Genomic DNA, 16,124 nt, shown 5'->3' on the forward strand with positions numbered 1-16,124 from the left:
GATATGATCGTCATACCGGCGATAGATCTCATGGACGGCAAATGCGTCCGGCTGAGACAGGGTAGGTTTGACTGCAAGACAGTTTTCTCGGACGATCCGGTTGAGGTCGCTCTGAGATGGCAAGAGATGGGAGCTAGATGGATACACATCGTCGATCTTGATGGCGCGCGTGAAGGGACGATGCGGAATTTCGAGGTCGTCAGACGGATCGTTCGCTCGATAAAGATCCCCGTCCAGCTCGGTGGGGGCATAAGGGATATGAAAAGGCTCCAGATGGTGCTCGATCTCGGCGTCAAGAGGGCGATCATCGGAACGGCAGCGCTGAAAAAACCTGAATTTGCCAAGCTTGCATGTGAGAGATTCGGCGACAAAACCGCCGTCGGAATAGATGCACGCGATGGAATGGTCACCACGGACGGATGGCTTAACGTGTCCGAGAAACCGGCCATCCAGTTCGCTATCGAGATGGAGAAGCTCGGTGTGTCGCTCATAATCTACACCGACATCGCCCGTGATGGGACGTTGAGCGGTGTGAACCTCAGAGCTGTGGAGGAGATGGCTCGATCGATCGACATCCCACTTATAGCCTCCGGCGGGGTTTCCTCGATCGATGACATAGAGAAACTCAAGGGGATCGAACACCTGGGCATCGTCGGGGTCATCATCGGGAAAGCCCTTTACACCGGCGCCCTCGATCTGAAGGAGGCGATCGAAAAGGCCGAGAGCTGAATTACACCCATTTCTCGCCGTCCTCATATATCTCCTTCTTCCATATGGGGACGCTCTCCTTTATCCTCTCGATGGCGTATCTGCAACCCTGAAACGCCTCGGATCGATGGGGGGAGGAGACGGCGATGAAGAGGCTCGCCTCGCCTACCTTTAAGTTTCCCACTCGATGGAGGATCGCCGTTTTCGCCCCCCATCTCTCCCTTATCTCCTCGACGATTTTCTCCAATTCCCTCTCCGCCATCTCGGCGTACGCCTCATATTCCAACCGTATTACCTTTCTTCCGTTCGAGATACCCCGCACCACACCTAAAAAGGTCATCACAGCGCCATCCCGATCGGTCTGTATGGCGGATACCATATCCCACATGATCTGCGGCGTTATTGGCTTGTCCGTAACCCTCACCATGTTCTATCCACCGCTTACCGGAGGTATAAGGGCCAGCTCATCGCCATCATGCAGCATCGTGGCCGGGTCCGAATACTCCAGGTTGACGGAGAACTGCATGCTCTTGATCTCTTTCAGTTCAGGAAATCTGGTTAAGAGGAGATTAAAGGCGTCTTTTATGGTTGCACCTTCGTGCAGATCGATCTCCAGCTCCGACTGTCCCACAATCGACCGTGCCATCGCAAACGGTTTAACCTTTATCCTCATCGTTCAGAGCTCACCTGTGCTTTTGAGTTTGGCGCCGAGTATCCTCTCCATATGTTTCAACGCCCACTCGTGGGCCTCGGGGTCAAAGGAGGCGACGCAGTCGGTGTAGACCTCCACCGGGTAATCCCTGTTTCGGGCGTCCGCTACGGTATGCATAACGCATATATCGGTGCAGACGCCGACCACCACAAGCCTCTCGATGTCGAGTTCTCTGAGCCTTTTGTCCAGTTCCGTGTTGTAAAAGCCGCTGTATCTGTTCTTGGATATCCTCTCCCCTTCATAACCGGCAAGCTCCGGTATGATCTCCCTCTCTGGCGAACCTATCACGCAGTGCGGCGGAAACATCTGGAACTCCTTATCGTCCGGCTGATGGGTGTCTATCAGGAAGAACACCTTGGCCCCCTGAGCGGTCTTGACGTCGAGGAGCTTTTTGATATTCGGTATGATCTTACGGCAATCATCGCCGCAGTAGAGGGTATTTCCCTCCTCACAAAACCCCCGAAGCATATCCACGACGATAATTGCCGTTTTCTCCTCTCCGCTCATAGCTTTACCTCATGCAGGCTGGCTTCTGTCCTCTTGAGAGATGATGTCTCATACACTCACAGCATATACCCCGTCTGGAGCATTTTTCATACGTGCAGGGACAGTCTTTTAAGTTTCTATCCCTGTTTGGGCAACCGTGGTTTCGCATCTCATTCCTCCTTGAAGAGTTTTTTGAGGAAGATGAGGTTTTTGGAGGCCGCATATGACGGATCATCAGTAGCTTTGGTTTCGAGGATGATATAACCGTCATAGCCGATATCCCTGATCGCCTCGGCCACCGCCTCGAAATTCAGGTCTCCCTCTCCCAGGTAGGTTCCACCGGGAGCCTTAGCATGTATGGCGGCGATCTTATCGCCTAGGAGGTGTATCTCCTCCACAGGATCGTTGCCGAGGCTGAGTCCGTTGCCGAAGTCATAGTATGCCCTCACGTATGGCGAATCTATCGCCTCGATAATCCTCATCTGTCTTCTGGCTGAAGGGCAGACGCCTCCTCCGACGTTTTCGATGGCGAGGATCACGTTGTTCCTCTCAGCATCTGGAGCACAGAGCTCAAGCCCTTTTATCCAGTTCTCAAGGGATCTATCGGGATCAACCCCCTCGCCTCTGGCAGGGGTTATCGGCACCAGTATGAATCCGGCGCCGAGCTCGCTACAGTAGGCTGTGGACCGCTTAATGATCTCGACTGCCGTTTTTCTAACGTCATCCCTCTCGCTTGAGAGGCTTAAACTCCACATGACGCCCAGGCAGACGGAGGCGAGCTCGGCCCCCGACTCCTGTGACATCCTCCTTATCTCCTCTCTTCCCTCGGCGGACCAGAAGAGGGTATTGGCGTAATCGGCCCCTATGTCGAGCTCCACGCCGTCAAACCCCAATCTGGCTGCCTCGTAGAAGACCTCATTCCACGGTTTCCTCAAAACGCCGTTTCTGACGCCAAATTTCATATCGCTCTCCTTCGATCGAGCTTGAAGGCAAGATAAATTTACCATAATCTCGGCGTGAATGTCAATCAACCTCCCTTGACAACGACGGTGTAACATTGCATCATAGAATCAGAAAATTTAAGGAGGGTGTTTCAGACATGTTTGAGCTTAGGTATCCAAGCAGATTGATCTTCGGCAACGGATGCTTCAATCGACTTGGCGAGATGGCCGCCGAATTCGGACGGAGAGCCCTCCTCGTAACCGGAAGGAGAGCCATGAGGGAATCGGGAACGCTGGATAAAGCCTTGAAACTGCTGCGGGAGTTCAATATAGAGGTGGTGGTCTTCGATAGAGTTGAACCCGAACCCTCGACCGACACCGTGGATGAAGGGGTAAGGGTTGTCAGGGCGGAGAGATGTGATCTGGTCGTAGGAATCGGCGGTGGTAGCGCGATGGACGTAGCCAAAGCAATAGCATGCCTCGTCCGAAATGAGGGTTCCGCATCCGAATATCAACAGGGGATGAGAAAGATCGAAAGGGAAGGGTTACCCTTCATAGCCGTTCCAACTACTGCCGGCACGGGCGCGGAGGTAACTAAAAACGCCGTTTTGATAGATAGATCCCGCGGCGTGAAAGCCAGCATAAGAAGTCCGCTGATGTTGGCAAAAATCGCCCTTATCGATCCTCTGTTGACCGTGAGCGCGCCGCCGAGGGTCACAGCAGGTTCCGGCATGGATGCCCTAACACAGGCGATAGAATCCTATGTCTCCCTCGCATCGAATCCCGTCTCTGATGCGCTGGCCATAAGGGCGATCAAGTATATCTATAATTTTCTCCCCAGGGCATTTGAATCGGGCGATGATATCGAGGCGAGAGAAAAGGTGATGCTGGGGAGCTTCATGACAGGACTCTCTTTCGCCAATGCCTCCCTCGGAGCAGTTCACGGCCTCGCCCATCCGATCGGAGCACACTTCGGGATCCCCCATGGCATCGCGTGCGCCATACTGTTGCCTCACGTTATGAGGTTTAATCTCGATGTCAGAAAGGAGAAGTATGCCGAAATAGCTGTCGCTATGGGAGCTGAACCCGTCCCCGAGATGGCGATCGAAAGGGTGAAGGAACTGTCGTTAAAGCTGGAGCTTCCCCAGAGGCTCTCCCATTTCGGGATTGAGAAAGGGGAGTTGGAAAAGGTGGCAAGGGATGCCAGAGGGTCAAGTTTGAACAACAATCCAAGACCGGCAACGAGAGAGGATCTAATCGAGATCCTCCATGCCGCGCTATGAAGTCTGGAGGTGGGAAGGATGAGATTCGAAGGTATAATACCGCCGCTTGTCACTCCGATGAAGGATGGAGGAGAGCTGAATCTGGACGGATTACCCCCTATAATTGAATACGTCATCAGGGGTGGGGTACACGGGATATTCATCCTGGGCAGTCAGAGTGAGTCGTTCGCCCTCTCCTTCGATGAGAAACGGGAGATCATACTTAAGACCCTTGAAATCGTTTCAGGAAGGGTTCCCGTGTTGGTTGGAACCGGCATGATAACCACCCGTGACTCGATTCGCATGACGCGGTTGGCGAGGGAACTCGGCGCCGACGGCGTCTCCGTCATGACTCCATACTTCATTCGTCCTTCTCAGGAGGAGCTATATGAGCATTATCGGGCGATTGCCGAAGAAGCGGGGGAAATGTCGGTGCTTCTCTATAACAATCCACTTCGCACAGGGCTACAGATTGAAGTCGAAACGGTCGTGAGATTGGCAGAGCTGAAGAACGTCGTTGGGATGAAGGAGAGCAGCGGTGATATGATGAGGATGATGAGATACATTCAGGCGACGGAGAGGATGGAATTCGACGTGTTGTCGGGGAATGATGCCCTGATCTATGCGGGGATGCTGTGTGGGGCCAAAGGAGGCGTATCCGCCACCGCTAACGTCTATCCTGATCTGGTGGTTGGGATATATGAGTCGGTTAGGAGGGGTGACCTTGAGGAAGGACGGCGGTTACAGTATGAGCTTTTGAAGTTCAGGGTGGCCTTCAACCGCCTCGGCACTTTCCCCGCCATGGTTAAGGAGGCTATGAATATGCTAGGCCTTCCGGCCGGTCCTCCACGTCCGCCTGTTAAACCGCTAGCGCATGAGGAGAAGGAGGAGCTGAAAAGGATAATGGATGAGCTGAATTTGGGCTCGGGCTCTCGCTGATTCCGTGGAATTTCGCTTCCGATTATGATAAAATAAATCCGGTTATGAGGTGAAGCATGGTAAAAGAGGATATATCCCTGCTCAGGGAAGCCTTCGATTCTTTCAACAGAGCAGTTGACAGATTAAGCTCCTCCTACTCGGAACTGGAGAAAAAAGTCGCTCAGCTCAAGGAGGAACTCGCCAGGGAGAACGCTGAGAAGGAGAAGCTGCGCGGATATCTTGAGAGCATACTCAACAGCATCGACCTGGGGGTGATAGCTGTTAACGTCGAGGGCAGAGTGATCTTTTTTAACAGGGCGGCGGGGGAGATACTAGGGCTGGACCCCCAGAAGGCGGTCGGTCGTAGTTGTTCTTCCGTGCTTGGGCTCGATTCACCGCTTGAGGAAACGCTGAGGAATACACGACGCAGGACCTTCGACGACGAATTGATAAACCCTGAGGAGAACGGCGAACCGATAAAGGTCGAGATAACCACCTCGCCGATGTGGGATGAACACGGTAAGGTGATAGGGGCCGTGGAGGTGATAAAGGATATATCCGAGCGGAAGATGTTGGAGGAACAGATCAGGAGGTCCGAAACGCTATCCGCGCTTGGTGAGATGGCCGCCCAGGTCGTCCACGAAATACGAAATCCACTGGGAGCGATTCAGCTTTATGTGGGTATACTACAGAGGGAGCTGAGCGGGGATCAGAAAAAGCTTGCCGACGATATAGCCTCCGGCCTCAGGTCGATAGAGATCATAACCTCCAACCTGCTTGCCCTCGCCCGACCGATCAAACCGTCCTTCCGAGAGGTGGATATACTCGCCCTGCTGGAAGAGGTGATAACCTTCGCCATATACGCCATAGAGGAGAATGGGATCAAGCTGATAAGAGATTATCCTGAGTGTGGCCTGATCTGCCACGTCGATCCGGAACAGATCAAACAGGTCGCTCTTAACCTTATACTCAACGCCATCCAGGCTATGCCTGAAGGAGGCGTGTTGAGGATATCCGCTTCGAAGGGCAACGGCAGGATAAAACTTGAGTTCGAGGACACAGGAGTTGGGATACCTCAGGAACATCTGGATAAGATCTTCAATCCCTTCTTCTCGACGAAAAGCACCGGAACAGGTCTGGGATTATACACGGTGGATAAGATCCTCAGAGCGCACGGCGCATCGATAAGGGTTAAAAGCCAAGTGGGCGTGGGAACCTGTTTCCTCATAGAGATCCCGGAGGTGATAAAGGGTGAGCAGCGATAAAATATTGATAATAGATGATGACGAGCATCTGAGGAAGGCCTTGAAAGAAGTCATAAGGAGGGAAGGATATGAGGTGGTAGCCGCTAGCAGAAAAGAGGAGGCGCTGGAGATGATCCCGCATGTCAGGTTCAGCGTCGCTCTTGTGGATATCAGGATGGACGAGTCACACAGAGACGGGATAGAGATACTAGGCAGAATCAAGGAGATAGCGCCTGAGGCAGCCGTGTTGATCATGACGGCATATCCGAGCGTCGAGACGGCAGTGGAGGCGATGAAGCTCGGCGCCGCCGACTATATCTCGAAGCCTTTCTCATACGATCAGCTCATGCAGAAGCTTCGAAACCTCGCCGGCCCTCCGGGTGAAGAAGAACGATATTTCGGCGGAATCGTCACCCGGAACAAGCAGATGCTGAAGATACTGGAGACCGTGAGAAATGTCGCCGCCACCCAATCAACCGTCCTCATCAGGGGAGAAACGGGCACGGGGAAGGAACTGGTGGCAAGGGCGTTGCATAACTATAGCCCGAGAGCCGACGGCCCCTTTGTCGCCGTCAACTGCGCCGCACTCCCGGACATGCTGCTGGAGAGCGAACTCTTCGGATATGAAAGAGGGGCGTTCACAGGGGCTGTATCGAGGAAGTTGGGGAAATTCGAGCTGGCTCACGGAGGAACCCTCTTCCTGGACGAGATCACGGAACTCACTCCTAAACTGCAGGCTAAGCTGCTCAGGGTGCTGGAACAGAAAGAGGTGGACCGGCTAGGAGGGAGAGAGCCGATCCCCGTAGATGTCAGGGTTATCGCTACGACGAACGAGGATATCGAGGCATGCGTTGCCGAGGGGAGATTTCGCGACGATCTATACTACCGCGTGACGGTCGTGACGATAGAGCTGCCCCCTCTAAGGGAGCGGAAAGACGATATACCGCTCCTGGCCAGACATTTCCTTAAGATCTATTCCCGGCAGCACTGTAAGGAGATAGTGGATCTGTCCGAAGGGGCGATACAGAAGTTGATGGATTACCACTGGCCGGGAAACGTCAGACAGCTTCGAAACATCATCGAGCAGGCGGTCATCCTGTGTCCCGATGAGATCATCACCGAGATGTATATCAATCCTGAAAGAAGAAGACGATCATCCAACCAGATAGTCATACCTATCGGAACGCCGCTCCATGAAGCCGAGAAGATGATAATTCTGAAGACCCTGGAGGCGTGTGGAAACGTCAAAACCAAAGCGGCGGAACTCCTTAAAATCACTCCGAGAACCATCAGAAACAAGCTGAAGGCGTACGCCAAGGAAGAAGGAAGGCGGTTTGAAGATGAGGAGGAAGAATAGCTGAAACTTTATCCCCCTCGAGTAAGAAAATTTTTCCTCTTTCCTCTCCTCCCTTACCCGCTGAATCCCCTATAAACACGTCCTCTGAGTGATGGCATGCTAATTGCTCAAATATAGAGGGCGTTTCTCCCTAATCGAAAAACGGGAGGGTTTGTGAAGATGCCGGGGCTTTTCGATTCGGTTTCCAAAATGCTTGAGGTTGCCATTCGCGGAACCGTCCTCAGGCACAATATCATCGCCAATAACATCTCCAATGCGGATACGCCGGGATATCAGGCGATGGATATCTCCTTTGAGGGGCTGCTGAGAAGAGTTCTTTCAGGGGAAGTCGATCCGGAGAGGGTTGATATGACGCCTAAGCTTGATTACTCCCCTCCGAGACTTGCTGGGTTGGACGATGAGAAGGATAACGGGGTCGAGTTGATCCTTGAGCCGGGAGAGGAGGTCAAATTGGATGCCAACACCGTGGATATAGATCGTGAGATGACGAAACTTGCCGAGAATCTCATCATGCATAACGCCTTCGTGAGACTTCTAAACGCCAAGTATAGAATCCTTAAAACCGCCATAAATGGAAGGGCGTGAGGAGGTATGAGAAATGGATCTGTTCACGTCGATGGAGATAAGTGCCAGCGGGCTTACCGCTCAGAGAATCAGGATGAACGTCATATCCGAGAACCTCGCCAATGCCAACACCACCAGAACTCCTCAGGGAACGCCATATCGGCGTAAGGAGGTTTTATTTGCGACAAGGCCTGGAGGAACGATATTGAGGGCGGGATTTATGAATCTCCCGTTCGATCTGGGAAGTGGGGTTGCTGTAACCGGGATAGTGGAAGATAAATCCCCATTTAGGGAGGTATATGATCCAGGCCATCCGGACGCTAACAGCAAAGGGATTGTTCTGATGCCAAACGTCAATGTGGTCGTGGAGATGGTGAATATGATTTCAGCTACGAGGGCCTATGAGTTGAACATCACTGCCCTTTCAGCCGCCAAAGAGATGGCGATGAAAACCTTGGAGATAGGAGCGTGAAAGGATGAAGGTAGAATCGAGTTACGATCGACTCAAATTTGAAGGACAGATGAAGGAGATCACCTCCGGGGGAAAGGGTAAAACCACCTCCTCGTTCATGGATATCCTCAAGGACTCCATTCAGAAGGTGAATGAGCTTCAGGTCGAGGCGGATAAAGCTATAGCGGAACTGGCTACAGGCAAGAATAGGGATATTGCCAGGACGATGATCGCCGTCGAGAAGGCGAACATCGCCTTTCAAATGATGACGCAGATAAGAAATAAGATCGTCGAGGCATATCAGGAGATAATGAGGATGCAGGTGTAAGGAGATGCCGGAGGGTATAAAAGGGTTACTGGAACAGCTCAAAACGGTATGGGGAAATCTGCCGAGGCAGGCAAAGATCGTCATACCTCTGGTATCGATTGGATTGCTGATCGGCCTAATCGCCCTGAGTTTACGCACGAATTCCTCCTACACGCTGCTATATAGCAATCTGAACGTCGAGGATCTGCGCGATATACAGATAGAACTCAGCAGGATGAACGTCAAATACAAACTCGGTCAGGACAACTCGATCTATGTCCCATCAAAAGAGGAGGCACGGCTGAGATTGATGCTTTCAGAGTCGGGCTTGCCCAGAGGGGACAACGGATACAGCATTTTCAAAGAGAGGAATCTCGGCGAGACTTTCTTCGACTACGAGCGGAAGTACCAGGAGGCCACGGAGAGGAAGCTGAAACAGGCGATAGAAAGTCTGCGTCCGGTTAAATTCGCCACGGTTAACATCACCCCCATGGAGGAATCGGTTTTCCTCGAAGGGGAACGACCGGCCAAAGCTTCCGTCATGCTTCAGCTTGAGCCAGGCACTCATCTCTCGCGCAAACAGGTTGAAGGGATCGTGCACTTGGTGGCTGGAGCGGTAAAAGGCCTTGATCCGGAAAACGTGGTCATCCTCGATGAAAGAGGGAATCAGTTGAACGCCGACCTAGACGAGGTGGAATCGGCGCAGATGCGGCTGAAACATCAAAGTGAGCTCGAAAAGCTCTTCGCCAGGAAGATCAGAGATCTGCTCGTGCCGCTCGTGGGCCCCAACGGATTCTCGGCGGAGGTGACGGTCGAGACTAACTTCGACCTAACGGAGACGACCACCAAGAAATATAACAACGACGATGAGGTGATCTCCAAGGAGACCACCACCACGGAGAACTCCCAGGGCGTGGTTTCGACCGGACTTCCGCCAGGGACGGCTTCAAATGTGGTCTCCTCGGCTCAGGTTCAGCTCCCTTCCTCCAATCAGCCGATTTCCTTAAGCAGGAACACCACCACAAAGGAGTATGTGCCGAGCGAGACGATTCAGAAGGTCAAGAGCCTGCCGGGGGATATCAAGAAGGTTTCGGTTTCGGTTCTGCTGGATTACAAGCGCTCGGTCGGCCCTAACGGCAAAGTAACCAAAGTGCCATGGACAACGCAGGAGCTTCAAATGATAGAGGATAACATCAAAAGCGCCATCGGGTATGATCAGAGACGCGGGGACATGGTAAAGGTAAACGCCATTCAGTTCGACACCCTCTACGCCTTGCAGTATCAGGCCGAGCTGAAATCGGCCAAACGACATGAGCTCTATATGACCTTCGCCAGATACCTATCTATCGTAGCACTTGGATTCATGCTCTTCATACTGGTGAGGTTCATCATAAAGACTCTTGCATCGCCACAAGGGAAGGTGATACCAGCAGCTCTGGGCCCCGAGGTCGGCCCTGAGGCGATAGAGACGGGAGAAGGGAGAAGAGAGTTGGAAACCAAGCGAGAGGTCAAAGCGGTGGAGGCTCAGAAAGAAGAGGAACTCTCTCTTGAGGAGATCTTTCCAGAGCTTACCGGCGAGAGCAGGACTAAAGCGGAGGAGATTCAGCGTAAGGTCTTCAGCTTTGCCGAACATGATCCCGAAGCTATGGCTAAATTGATAAGAACATGGCTGCTGGAGGATGAAAAAGGGGAATGAAATGGATGAGAAAAGATTAAAAGGTGTTGAGAGAGCCGCAATATTGATGGTGATATTGGGAGCCGAGAGAGCCGCTCAGATCTATAGGCATCTCAATGAGGACGAAATTGAGAAAGTCTCGTTGCAGGTGAGTCAGCTTAAGGCCGTTCCGCCTGGAGTGAAGCTCGATGTGCTTCAAGAAGTATACGACCATATCCTGGCGAAAGAATACGTCGAGCAAGGGGGGATCGAATTTGCCAAGGTTGTTCTAGAAGCCGCTCTAGGCGAGGAAAGAGCTAAGAGAATCCTGGAAAGAATCCGCAGATCACTTGAGGGTAACCCGTTCGAGTTCCTAGATAAGGCCGATCCGGAGCAGTTGATCATGCTGTTGGAAAACGAACATCCACAGGTGGTTTCGCTCATATTGGCTAACCTCTCACCCGACCAGGCAAGCGCCGTCTTAGGAGGATTGCCCGATCAGGTGAGATACGAAGTGATCAAGAGGATCGCCAACATGGAGAGCATAACCCCTGATGTATTGGAACTCCTTAGAACCTCTCTCCAGACGAGGATATCCACTATGATGGGTGGAACGGCGAAGGTCGGCGGACCTGAATTGGTGGCCGAAATACTCAATAGGGTCGATTCAAACGTGGAGAAGAGCGTGCTTGAAAAACTGGAGGAGGAGGATCCGGAACTGGCCGAACAGGTGAAGAACCTGATGTTCGTCTTCGATGATTTCATGCTTCTCGACGACAGGGATCTGCAGAAGGTTATAAGGGCTGTCAAGGATAACCGCGACCTAGTCCTCGCTCTGAAAGGGGCCACGGAGGAGCTCAAGGAGAAGTTCTTCAAGAACATGTCCCAGCGTATGGCGTTGATGATCAAAGAGGATATGGAGGTTATGGGGAGGGTGCCGTTGCGTGAGGTGGAGGCCGCCCAGCAGAGAATCATACAGGTTGCTAAGGAGTTAGATGAGGCTGGCGAGATAGTTCTGCAGAGACACGGTGCCGAGGAGGAGGTGTTCATCTGATGGCAACCGTTATAAGAGCCGAAGATCACAACATCAGCACCATCAGAAGGTTCGATCTGGAATCGCTCGGTCTCGAACCTCCTAAAGGGAAAAGTAGCCGCAATGCCGAGAAGGATAAGATCTTGAATGAGATCCTCTCTCAAGCAGAGGAGATCAAAAGGGAAAAGATAGCCCAGGCGGAGCAGGAGGCGCGGGAGATTCTGATGAAGGCCAAGGCTGAATCGGAGGAGATCATCCGTCAAGCCCGGCAACAGGCGCAGGATCTGATAAAACTGGCTGAGAAAGAGGGATTCAAAGCTGGTTTCGATAAGGGATTCAACGATGGCATGCAACAGGCAGAACAAAGGCTGAAAATGATGGAGGAAGCCCTTAGACGGGCAGTGGATGAGTTCCGCAAAATCACAGATGATCTGATCAGAGAGAACGAAAGGGAAATCGTTCAACTTATCAGAATAACGGCCGAGAAGATCGCTTTAAAGGAACTTTCCATATCTCCTGAATCGCTGCTTAAGGTGGCTAAGGAGGCGATCAGGGTTTGCCGATCGCCTCAGGCGATTTTAAGACTTCCACCCGATCTTCTCTCGTTGTTCAGAGAGCATAGGTCGAAATTGATGGAAGACCTGGATGAGGTGGAGTCGATCAGAATCGAACCGGATGAGACCCTCAGCCGGTTCGACCTGATGGTTGAAACCGATGATATGATCGTTGACGCCGCTCTTTCACGGAGGGTAGAGCGAATCCAAAAGGTTATCGAGGAGGCTTATGAAGCCCATAAACCTTAAACTCAACCTATCCAAATATATGACGAGGATCAATGGGATCGAACCGCTCAAGATTTACGGGAGGGTAAAACAGGTTGTAGGACTGGTGGTTCAAGCCTCCGGGTTGAGCGCTTCCGTCGGCGAACTCTGTCTCCTTATCCCTTCCGGCGGGCCCCCGGTGAACGCCGAGGTGGTGGGATTCAGGGATGATGGGATCTTGCTTATGCCATACGGGGAGCTGAGAGGTGTAAGGGCTGGGGATAAAGTTGAGCTTTCCAAATCGACCTTGACCGTTAAGGTCGGCCGATCCTTGCTGGGTAGAGTTCTGGATGCGCTCGGCTTACCCATAGACGACAAAGGGGATCTCGTCTGGGAGGAGGAACGCCTGATTCACAATACCCCTCCGAATCCGGTTTTAAGGAGAAGAATTACAGAGCCGGTCTCCACGGGAATCAGAGCCATCGATGGGCTCTTAACGATCGGTAGGGGACAACGGATCGGGATATTCGCCGGGAGCGGTGTAGGCAAAAGCACCCTGCTCGGGATGATCGCCCGATACACCGAGGCCGATGTCAACGTCATCGCCCTCATAGGTGAAAGAGGCCGTGAGGTGAGAGAGTTCATCGAGAAGGAGCTTGGAGAAAAGGGATTAGCGAGATCGGTCGTCGTAGTGGCCACCTCCGATCAGCCTCCGCTTCTGAGGGTTTTAGGGGCATTGACAGCTACAAGTATAGCCGAGTTCTTCCGCGATAGGGGGCTGAGCGTGATGCTGATGATGGATTCGTTGACGAGGTTTGCCATGGCACAGAGAGAGATAGGGCTGGCGGCAGGGGAACCTCCGACGAGTAAAGGATATACGCCGTCGGTCTTTACCAAGATGCCGGCATTGCTCGAACGGGCCGGCACTTCCCCCGGGAAGGGGAGCATAACAGGGATATACACTGTGCTGGTCGAGGGGGATGACCTGAGCGATCCGGTGGCGGATGCTGCCAGATCAATCCTTGACGGACATATCGTCCTTTCCAGATCACTCGCCGATCAGAACCATTACCCCGCAATAGATGTGCTTAAAAGCGTCAGCAGGGTTATGAGCGATATCGCATCCCCCGATCATAAGGAAGCAGCGGCGATCTTCAGACAAGTGCTGGCGACATACTGGGAGTTCAGAGACCTCATAAACATCGGCGCATATCAGCATGGCAGCAATCCGAAGATAGATTATGCTATAGCACACATCGACGCGATGAATGAGTTCCTCAGACAGGATGTGGACGAAAGCTCCGATTTTCACACCACGCTGAATCGGTTAAAGGGGCTGTTTGAGTCATGAGACGTTTCAACTTCAGACTCGAAGGGATATTGAGATATAGAAACATGATAGAGGAGCAACGTAAAATGGATCTGGCGCGCGAGACGAGCCTCTATGAAAGAGCACTCAAGTCTCTGGTTGAGGTTCAGGAAAAGATAGCGGATGTTGAGGAGAAGCTTGCTCGTAAAAGCGCTAAAGGATTAACGGGTGCTGAGGCTAGAATTCACCTGAGATACCTCTCTTTCCTGAGGGAAATTGAGAGGGAAAGGCAAAAGGAGCTCGAAGAGGCGAATGAAAGGTTGGAGGAGGCCAGAAGGAAATTTATAGAGTCCAGACGGGAAAGGAAGACCGTAGAGACGCTTAAGGAGAAAGCATATGAGCTTTATCTCGAAGAGCTTAAGAGGGCCGAGCGGAAATTGATAGATGAGGTGGCGGCTAATAAGATCGCTAGATCGATAGCTGATGAGAGGCGATTGCCATGACAAAGCTGATGACGATCACATCTTTGGCTTTCTACTTCTTTGCTCTGCTCTTCGGTCTGATTTTGTTCACCGGAAGATATACTTACACCGTTCCGGCTCAAACCGCTCAGGGGGAGAGGAAGTCCGAGGAAACGTCCGCCCAGATGAAATCGCTTCAGGAGAAGATCAACCAGTTGAATGCTGAGATAGAGGCGAAACAGAACAGGCTCTCGAAGCTTCAAGAACAGATCGGCGAGGCCACAAAGACGTTGAGTCAGCTCAAGGAGCAGATAGCGGCTCTGGAGATGGAAAGGGAATCCGTCGAGCGAGGTAGATCCCTGGCACGGCTTTACAGCTCTATGCAGGCCGAGGATGTGGCATCACTGATCATGCAGGCCAACGACGAGACGATAGATCTGATAGTTAAATATGCCTTCCCATATATGAGAAGTAGAGACCTCGGGAAGGTCATGAGCTCGCTGGTGAAGAACGATCCCCAGCTTGCAGCCAAAATATCCAAGATATTGGCCGAAAACGACAGTAAGGAGAGGTCACAGAATATATGAACGCCATGAATTTATCCGTGCTCAACGATCTCATGTTCATATCGGTCAAAACACCGGATGATCAGATCAAAGGTGCCGATGTATCAGTCCCTGTGGGGTTCCAGGATCTGCTCGATCGGATACTGGAGTTGCGAGGGATAGATCGTATCAATGTTGAAGCGTCGGACGTGATACCGATCAACGGTCTGTGGACGGCGGACGGCGGAGGATCAATCCATATCCCTCCTCATCAGACGAGGGTCTGTGAACGGCGAAACGATATCTCCCATGGGCTCCAGGGAGGGAGCCGTCTGATCGGAGGGCGGCCAGATGAGGGAGCATCTGCACCCTCCATCTCGTTGCGTAGAATCCAGATCATGACAAAGCCCTTCGGGAACATCAGGCGGCTAGCCTTCAAGCTGAGAGATATCGTCATCACTCCACGCCTCACATTTAGAGATCTATATGATCTGGTGGAGAAGATCAAAGATAGGGTTGAATCGGAAGGAGCTGAGCTTCGGGAGATCATACTGACGGGATTCAACATTCCACCGTCTTCATCATCGACAAGCTTCACCTCCATAGCTCCCTCTGGGGTGAAGATCGATTCTTCGGGGTTATCTGCCCATCACCTTGCCCGACCCCGAAGAGGGAGGCCGGACGGGATAATTTACGCTCGCCGGCCTCCTAATTTAACTTCCCAAGGGCATATGGAGACGACGGTTCATATCTCCACCTCATCCCAGCCTCAGAGACCGGCTTCCCTCCCCAGGTATCAGGCGGAGAAAAGATCTTACTCTGTAACTACTAAAAGCTTGGAAAACCATATCCTGAAAGACGCAACCATACGCGAATCCAGGCTCAGTGAACTATCAAATGGGGGGAAAACCTTTGGTGAATCAATACCGGATTCGATCCTTTACATTCGAAAGGCGTATAATCCTTCATCCGGCAAGTATGAATTTAACGTCACCTCAGAAAATTCACTTGGGCCTACCACCTTAGGATCATCTGCCCACCACCCCACATATGGGAGTGTGGGTGTAGGGGAAAATAAAGAAAAGTCCCACACTCCCATGCTTCTTCACACGAGAGAGATTATTTCCAAGGATATCGATCTCTATGCTGGGTCTGATACAAAGAAGGGAGTTCGTAATCAGCCTTTGAAGGTTGGCTTCTCCAAGGGGGTAAACGTCGATGTGAAGACGGAGTTTCAGATGATCCCCGATGATGTTGATCCCCTTGCGGAGTTGAAATCCTCCCCTCCGGCTGCATCACCCAGTGGTAGAGGGGAGGTTGAAGTCGTTATCAGGAATGGTGGAAGCTATAAGATAGCGGATCTGAAAAAGAGGGTTCATATTCCCAAAGAGGTGATCCCCGATGATGTTGA

General features: G+C 52.1%; 20 protein-coding genes. 15 read left to right on the forward strand and 5 right to left on the reverse strand.

Features of this window, described 5'->3' with window-relative positions; translation table 11 throughout:
- The first annotated feature begins 3 nt into the window (after positions 1-3).
- On the forward strand, positions 4-729 hold the full coding sequence (gene hisA / locus J7M22_04260; GenBank protein ID MCD6505821.1) for a 1-(5-phosphoribosyl)-5-[(5-phosphoribosylamino)methylideneamino]imidazole-4-carboxamide isomerase: 726 nt from the start codon (positions 4-6) through the stop codon (positions 727-729).
- A 1-nt stretch (position 730) separates the two neighbouring features.
- Here hisA and J7M22_04265 read toward each other — a convergent pair whose 3' ends face one another.
- From J7M22_04265 to J7M22_04280, 4 genes are all read right to left on the reverse strand, one after another.
- Entirely contained in the window at positions 731-1,135 is a 405-nt protein-coding gene (locus J7M22_04265) for a molybdenum cofactor biosynthesis protein MoaE (GenBank protein ID MCD6505822.1), read from the reverse strand.
- A gap of 3 nt (positions 1,136-1,138) precedes the next feature.
- Complete coding sequence (locus J7M22_04270; protein MCD6505823.1) at positions 1,139-1,381, reverse strand: MoaD/ThiS family protein; 243 nt, start codon at positions 1,379-1,381, stop codon at positions 1,139-1,141.
- Positions 1,382-1,384: 3 nt separating this feature from the next.
- Positions 1,385-1,927, reverse strand: a complete 543-nt coding sequence (locus J7M22_04275) for a cysteine hydrolase (GenBank protein MCD6505824.1) — start codon at positions 1,925-1,927, stop codon at positions 1,385-1,387.
- A gap of 149 nt (positions 1,928-2,076) precedes the next feature.
- Positions 2,077-2,868, reverse strand: coding sequence for a sugar phosphate isomerase/epimerase (locus J7M22_04280; protein ID MCD6505825.1), 792 nt, complete (start codon positions 2,866-2,868; stop codon positions 2,077-2,079).
- Between the two features lie 137 nt (positions 2,869-3,005).
- Between J7M22_04280 and J7M22_04285 the strand changes: the two genes are divergently transcribed.
- The 13 genes from J7M22_04285 to J7M22_04345 all read left to right on the forward strand — a co-directional run bounded on the left by J7M22_04285 (position 3,006) and on the right by J7M22_04345 (position 14,755).
- Positions 3,006-4,130, forward strand: a complete 1,125-nt coding sequence (locus J7M22_04285) for an iron-containing alcohol dehydrogenase (GenBank protein MCD6505826.1) — start codon at positions 3,006-3,008, stop codon at positions 4,128-4,130.
- A gap of 18 nt (positions 4,131-4,148) precedes the next feature.
- Entirely contained in the window at positions 4,149-5,048 is a 900-nt protein-coding gene (dapA, locus tag J7M22_04290; protein MCD6505827.1) for a 4-hydroxy-tetrahydrodipicolinate synthase, read from the forward strand.
- A gap of 56 nt (positions 5,049-5,104) precedes the next feature.
- Positions 5,105-6,292 (forward strand): PAS domain-containing protein, encoded by a 1,188-nt coding sequence (locus J7M22_04295; GenBank protein ID MCD6505828.1) that lies wholly within the window; start codon positions 5,105-5,107, stop codon positions 6,290-6,292.
- On the forward strand, positions 6,279-7,628 hold the full coding sequence (locus J7M22_04300) for a sigma-54-dependent Fis family transcriptional regulator (protein MCD6505829.1): 1,350 nt from the start codon (positions 6,279-6,281) through the stop codon (positions 7,626-7,628). The genes J7M22_04295 and J7M22_04300 overlap by 14 nt, the downstream gene beginning before the upstream one ends.
- A 159-nt stretch (positions 7,629-7,787) precedes the next feature.
- Positions 7,788-8,213 carry a flagellar basal body rod protein FlgB gene (gene flgB, locus J7M22_04305; protein MCD6505830.1) on the forward strand — a complete coding sequence of 142 codons (426 nt, stop codon included), beginning with the start codon at positions 7,788-7,790 and terminating at the stop codon, positions 8,211-8,213.
- Positions 8,214-8,226: 13 nt separating this feature from the next.
- The gene (gene flgC, locus J7M22_04310) at positions 8,227-8,664 is read left to right on the forward strand and encodes a flagellar basal body rod protein FlgC (protein MCD6505831.1); all 438 of its coding nucleotides are present in this window, start codon (positions 8,227-8,229) and stop codon (positions 8,662-8,664) included.
- A gap of 4 nt (positions 8,665-8,668) precedes the next feature.
- A complete protein-coding gene (gene fliE, locus J7M22_04315) occupies positions 8,669-8,971 on the forward strand; it encodes a flagellar hook-basal body complex protein FliE (GenBank protein MCD6505832.1) in 303 nt (100 codons plus the stop codon).
- Between the two features lie 4 nt (positions 8,972-8,975).
- Complete coding sequence (gene fliF / locus J7M22_04320) at positions 8,976-10,646, forward strand: flagellar M-ring protein FliF (GenBank protein MCD6505833.1); 1,671 nt, start codon at positions 8,976-8,978, stop codon at positions 10,644-10,646.
- Between the two features lies 1 nt (position 10,647).
- Positions 10,648-11,658 carry a flagellar motor switch protein FliG gene (gene fliG / locus J7M22_04325; GenBank protein MCD6505834.1) on the forward strand — a complete coding sequence of 337 codons (1,011 nt, stop codon included), beginning with the start codon at positions 10,648-10,650 and terminating at the stop codon, positions 11,656-11,658.
- A complete protein-coding gene (locus tag J7M22_04330; protein ID MCD6505835.1) occupies positions 11,658-12,440 on the forward strand; it encodes a hypothetical protein in 783 nt (260 codons plus the stop codon). Before fliG ends, J7M22_04330 begins: the two co-directional genes overlap by 1 nt.
- A 19-nt stretch (positions 12,441-12,459) precedes the next feature.
- The gene (gene fliI / locus J7M22_04335; protein ID MCD6505836.1) at positions 12,460-13,749 is read left to right on the forward strand and encodes a flagellar protein export ATPase FliI; all 1,290 of its coding nucleotides are present in this window, start codon (positions 12,460-12,462) and stop codon (positions 13,747-13,749) included.
- On the forward strand, positions 13,746-14,210 hold the full coding sequence (fliJ, locus tag J7M22_04340) for a flagellar export protein FliJ (protein MCD6505837.1): 465 nt from the start codon (positions 13,746-13,748) through the stop codon (positions 14,208-14,210). Before fliI ends, fliJ begins: the two co-directional genes overlap by 4 nt.
- Positions 14,207-14,755: a hypothetical protein gene (locus J7M22_04345; GenBank protein MCD6505838.1), complete on the forward strand. Its 549-nt coding sequence runs from the start codon at positions 14,207-14,209 to the stop codon at positions 14,753-14,755. Before fliJ ends, J7M22_04345 begins: the two co-directional genes overlap by 4 nt.
- A 177-nt stretch (positions 14,756-14,932) precedes the next feature.
- Here the strand turns inward: J7M22_04345 and J7M22_04350 are convergent, their stop codons facing one another.
- The gene (locus J7M22_04350) at positions 14,933-15,076 is read right to left on the reverse strand and encodes a hypothetical protein (protein ID MCD6505839.1); all 144 of its coding nucleotides are present in this window, start codon (positions 15,074-15,076) and stop codon (positions 14,933-14,935) included.
- 35 nt (positions 15,077-15,111) lie between these two features.
- Here J7M22_04350 and J7M22_04355 point away from each other — a divergent pair.
- A partial coding sequence (locus J7M22_04355) for a hypothetical protein (GenBank protein ID MCD6505840.1) occupies positions 15,112-16,124 on the forward strand: 1,013 nt, incomplete at its 3' end.

This window comes from Candidatus Poribacteria bacterium, from assembly GCA_021162805.1.
Classification (GTDB): domain Bacteria; phylum Poribacteria; class WGA-4E; order B28-G17; family B28-G17; genus JAGGXZ01.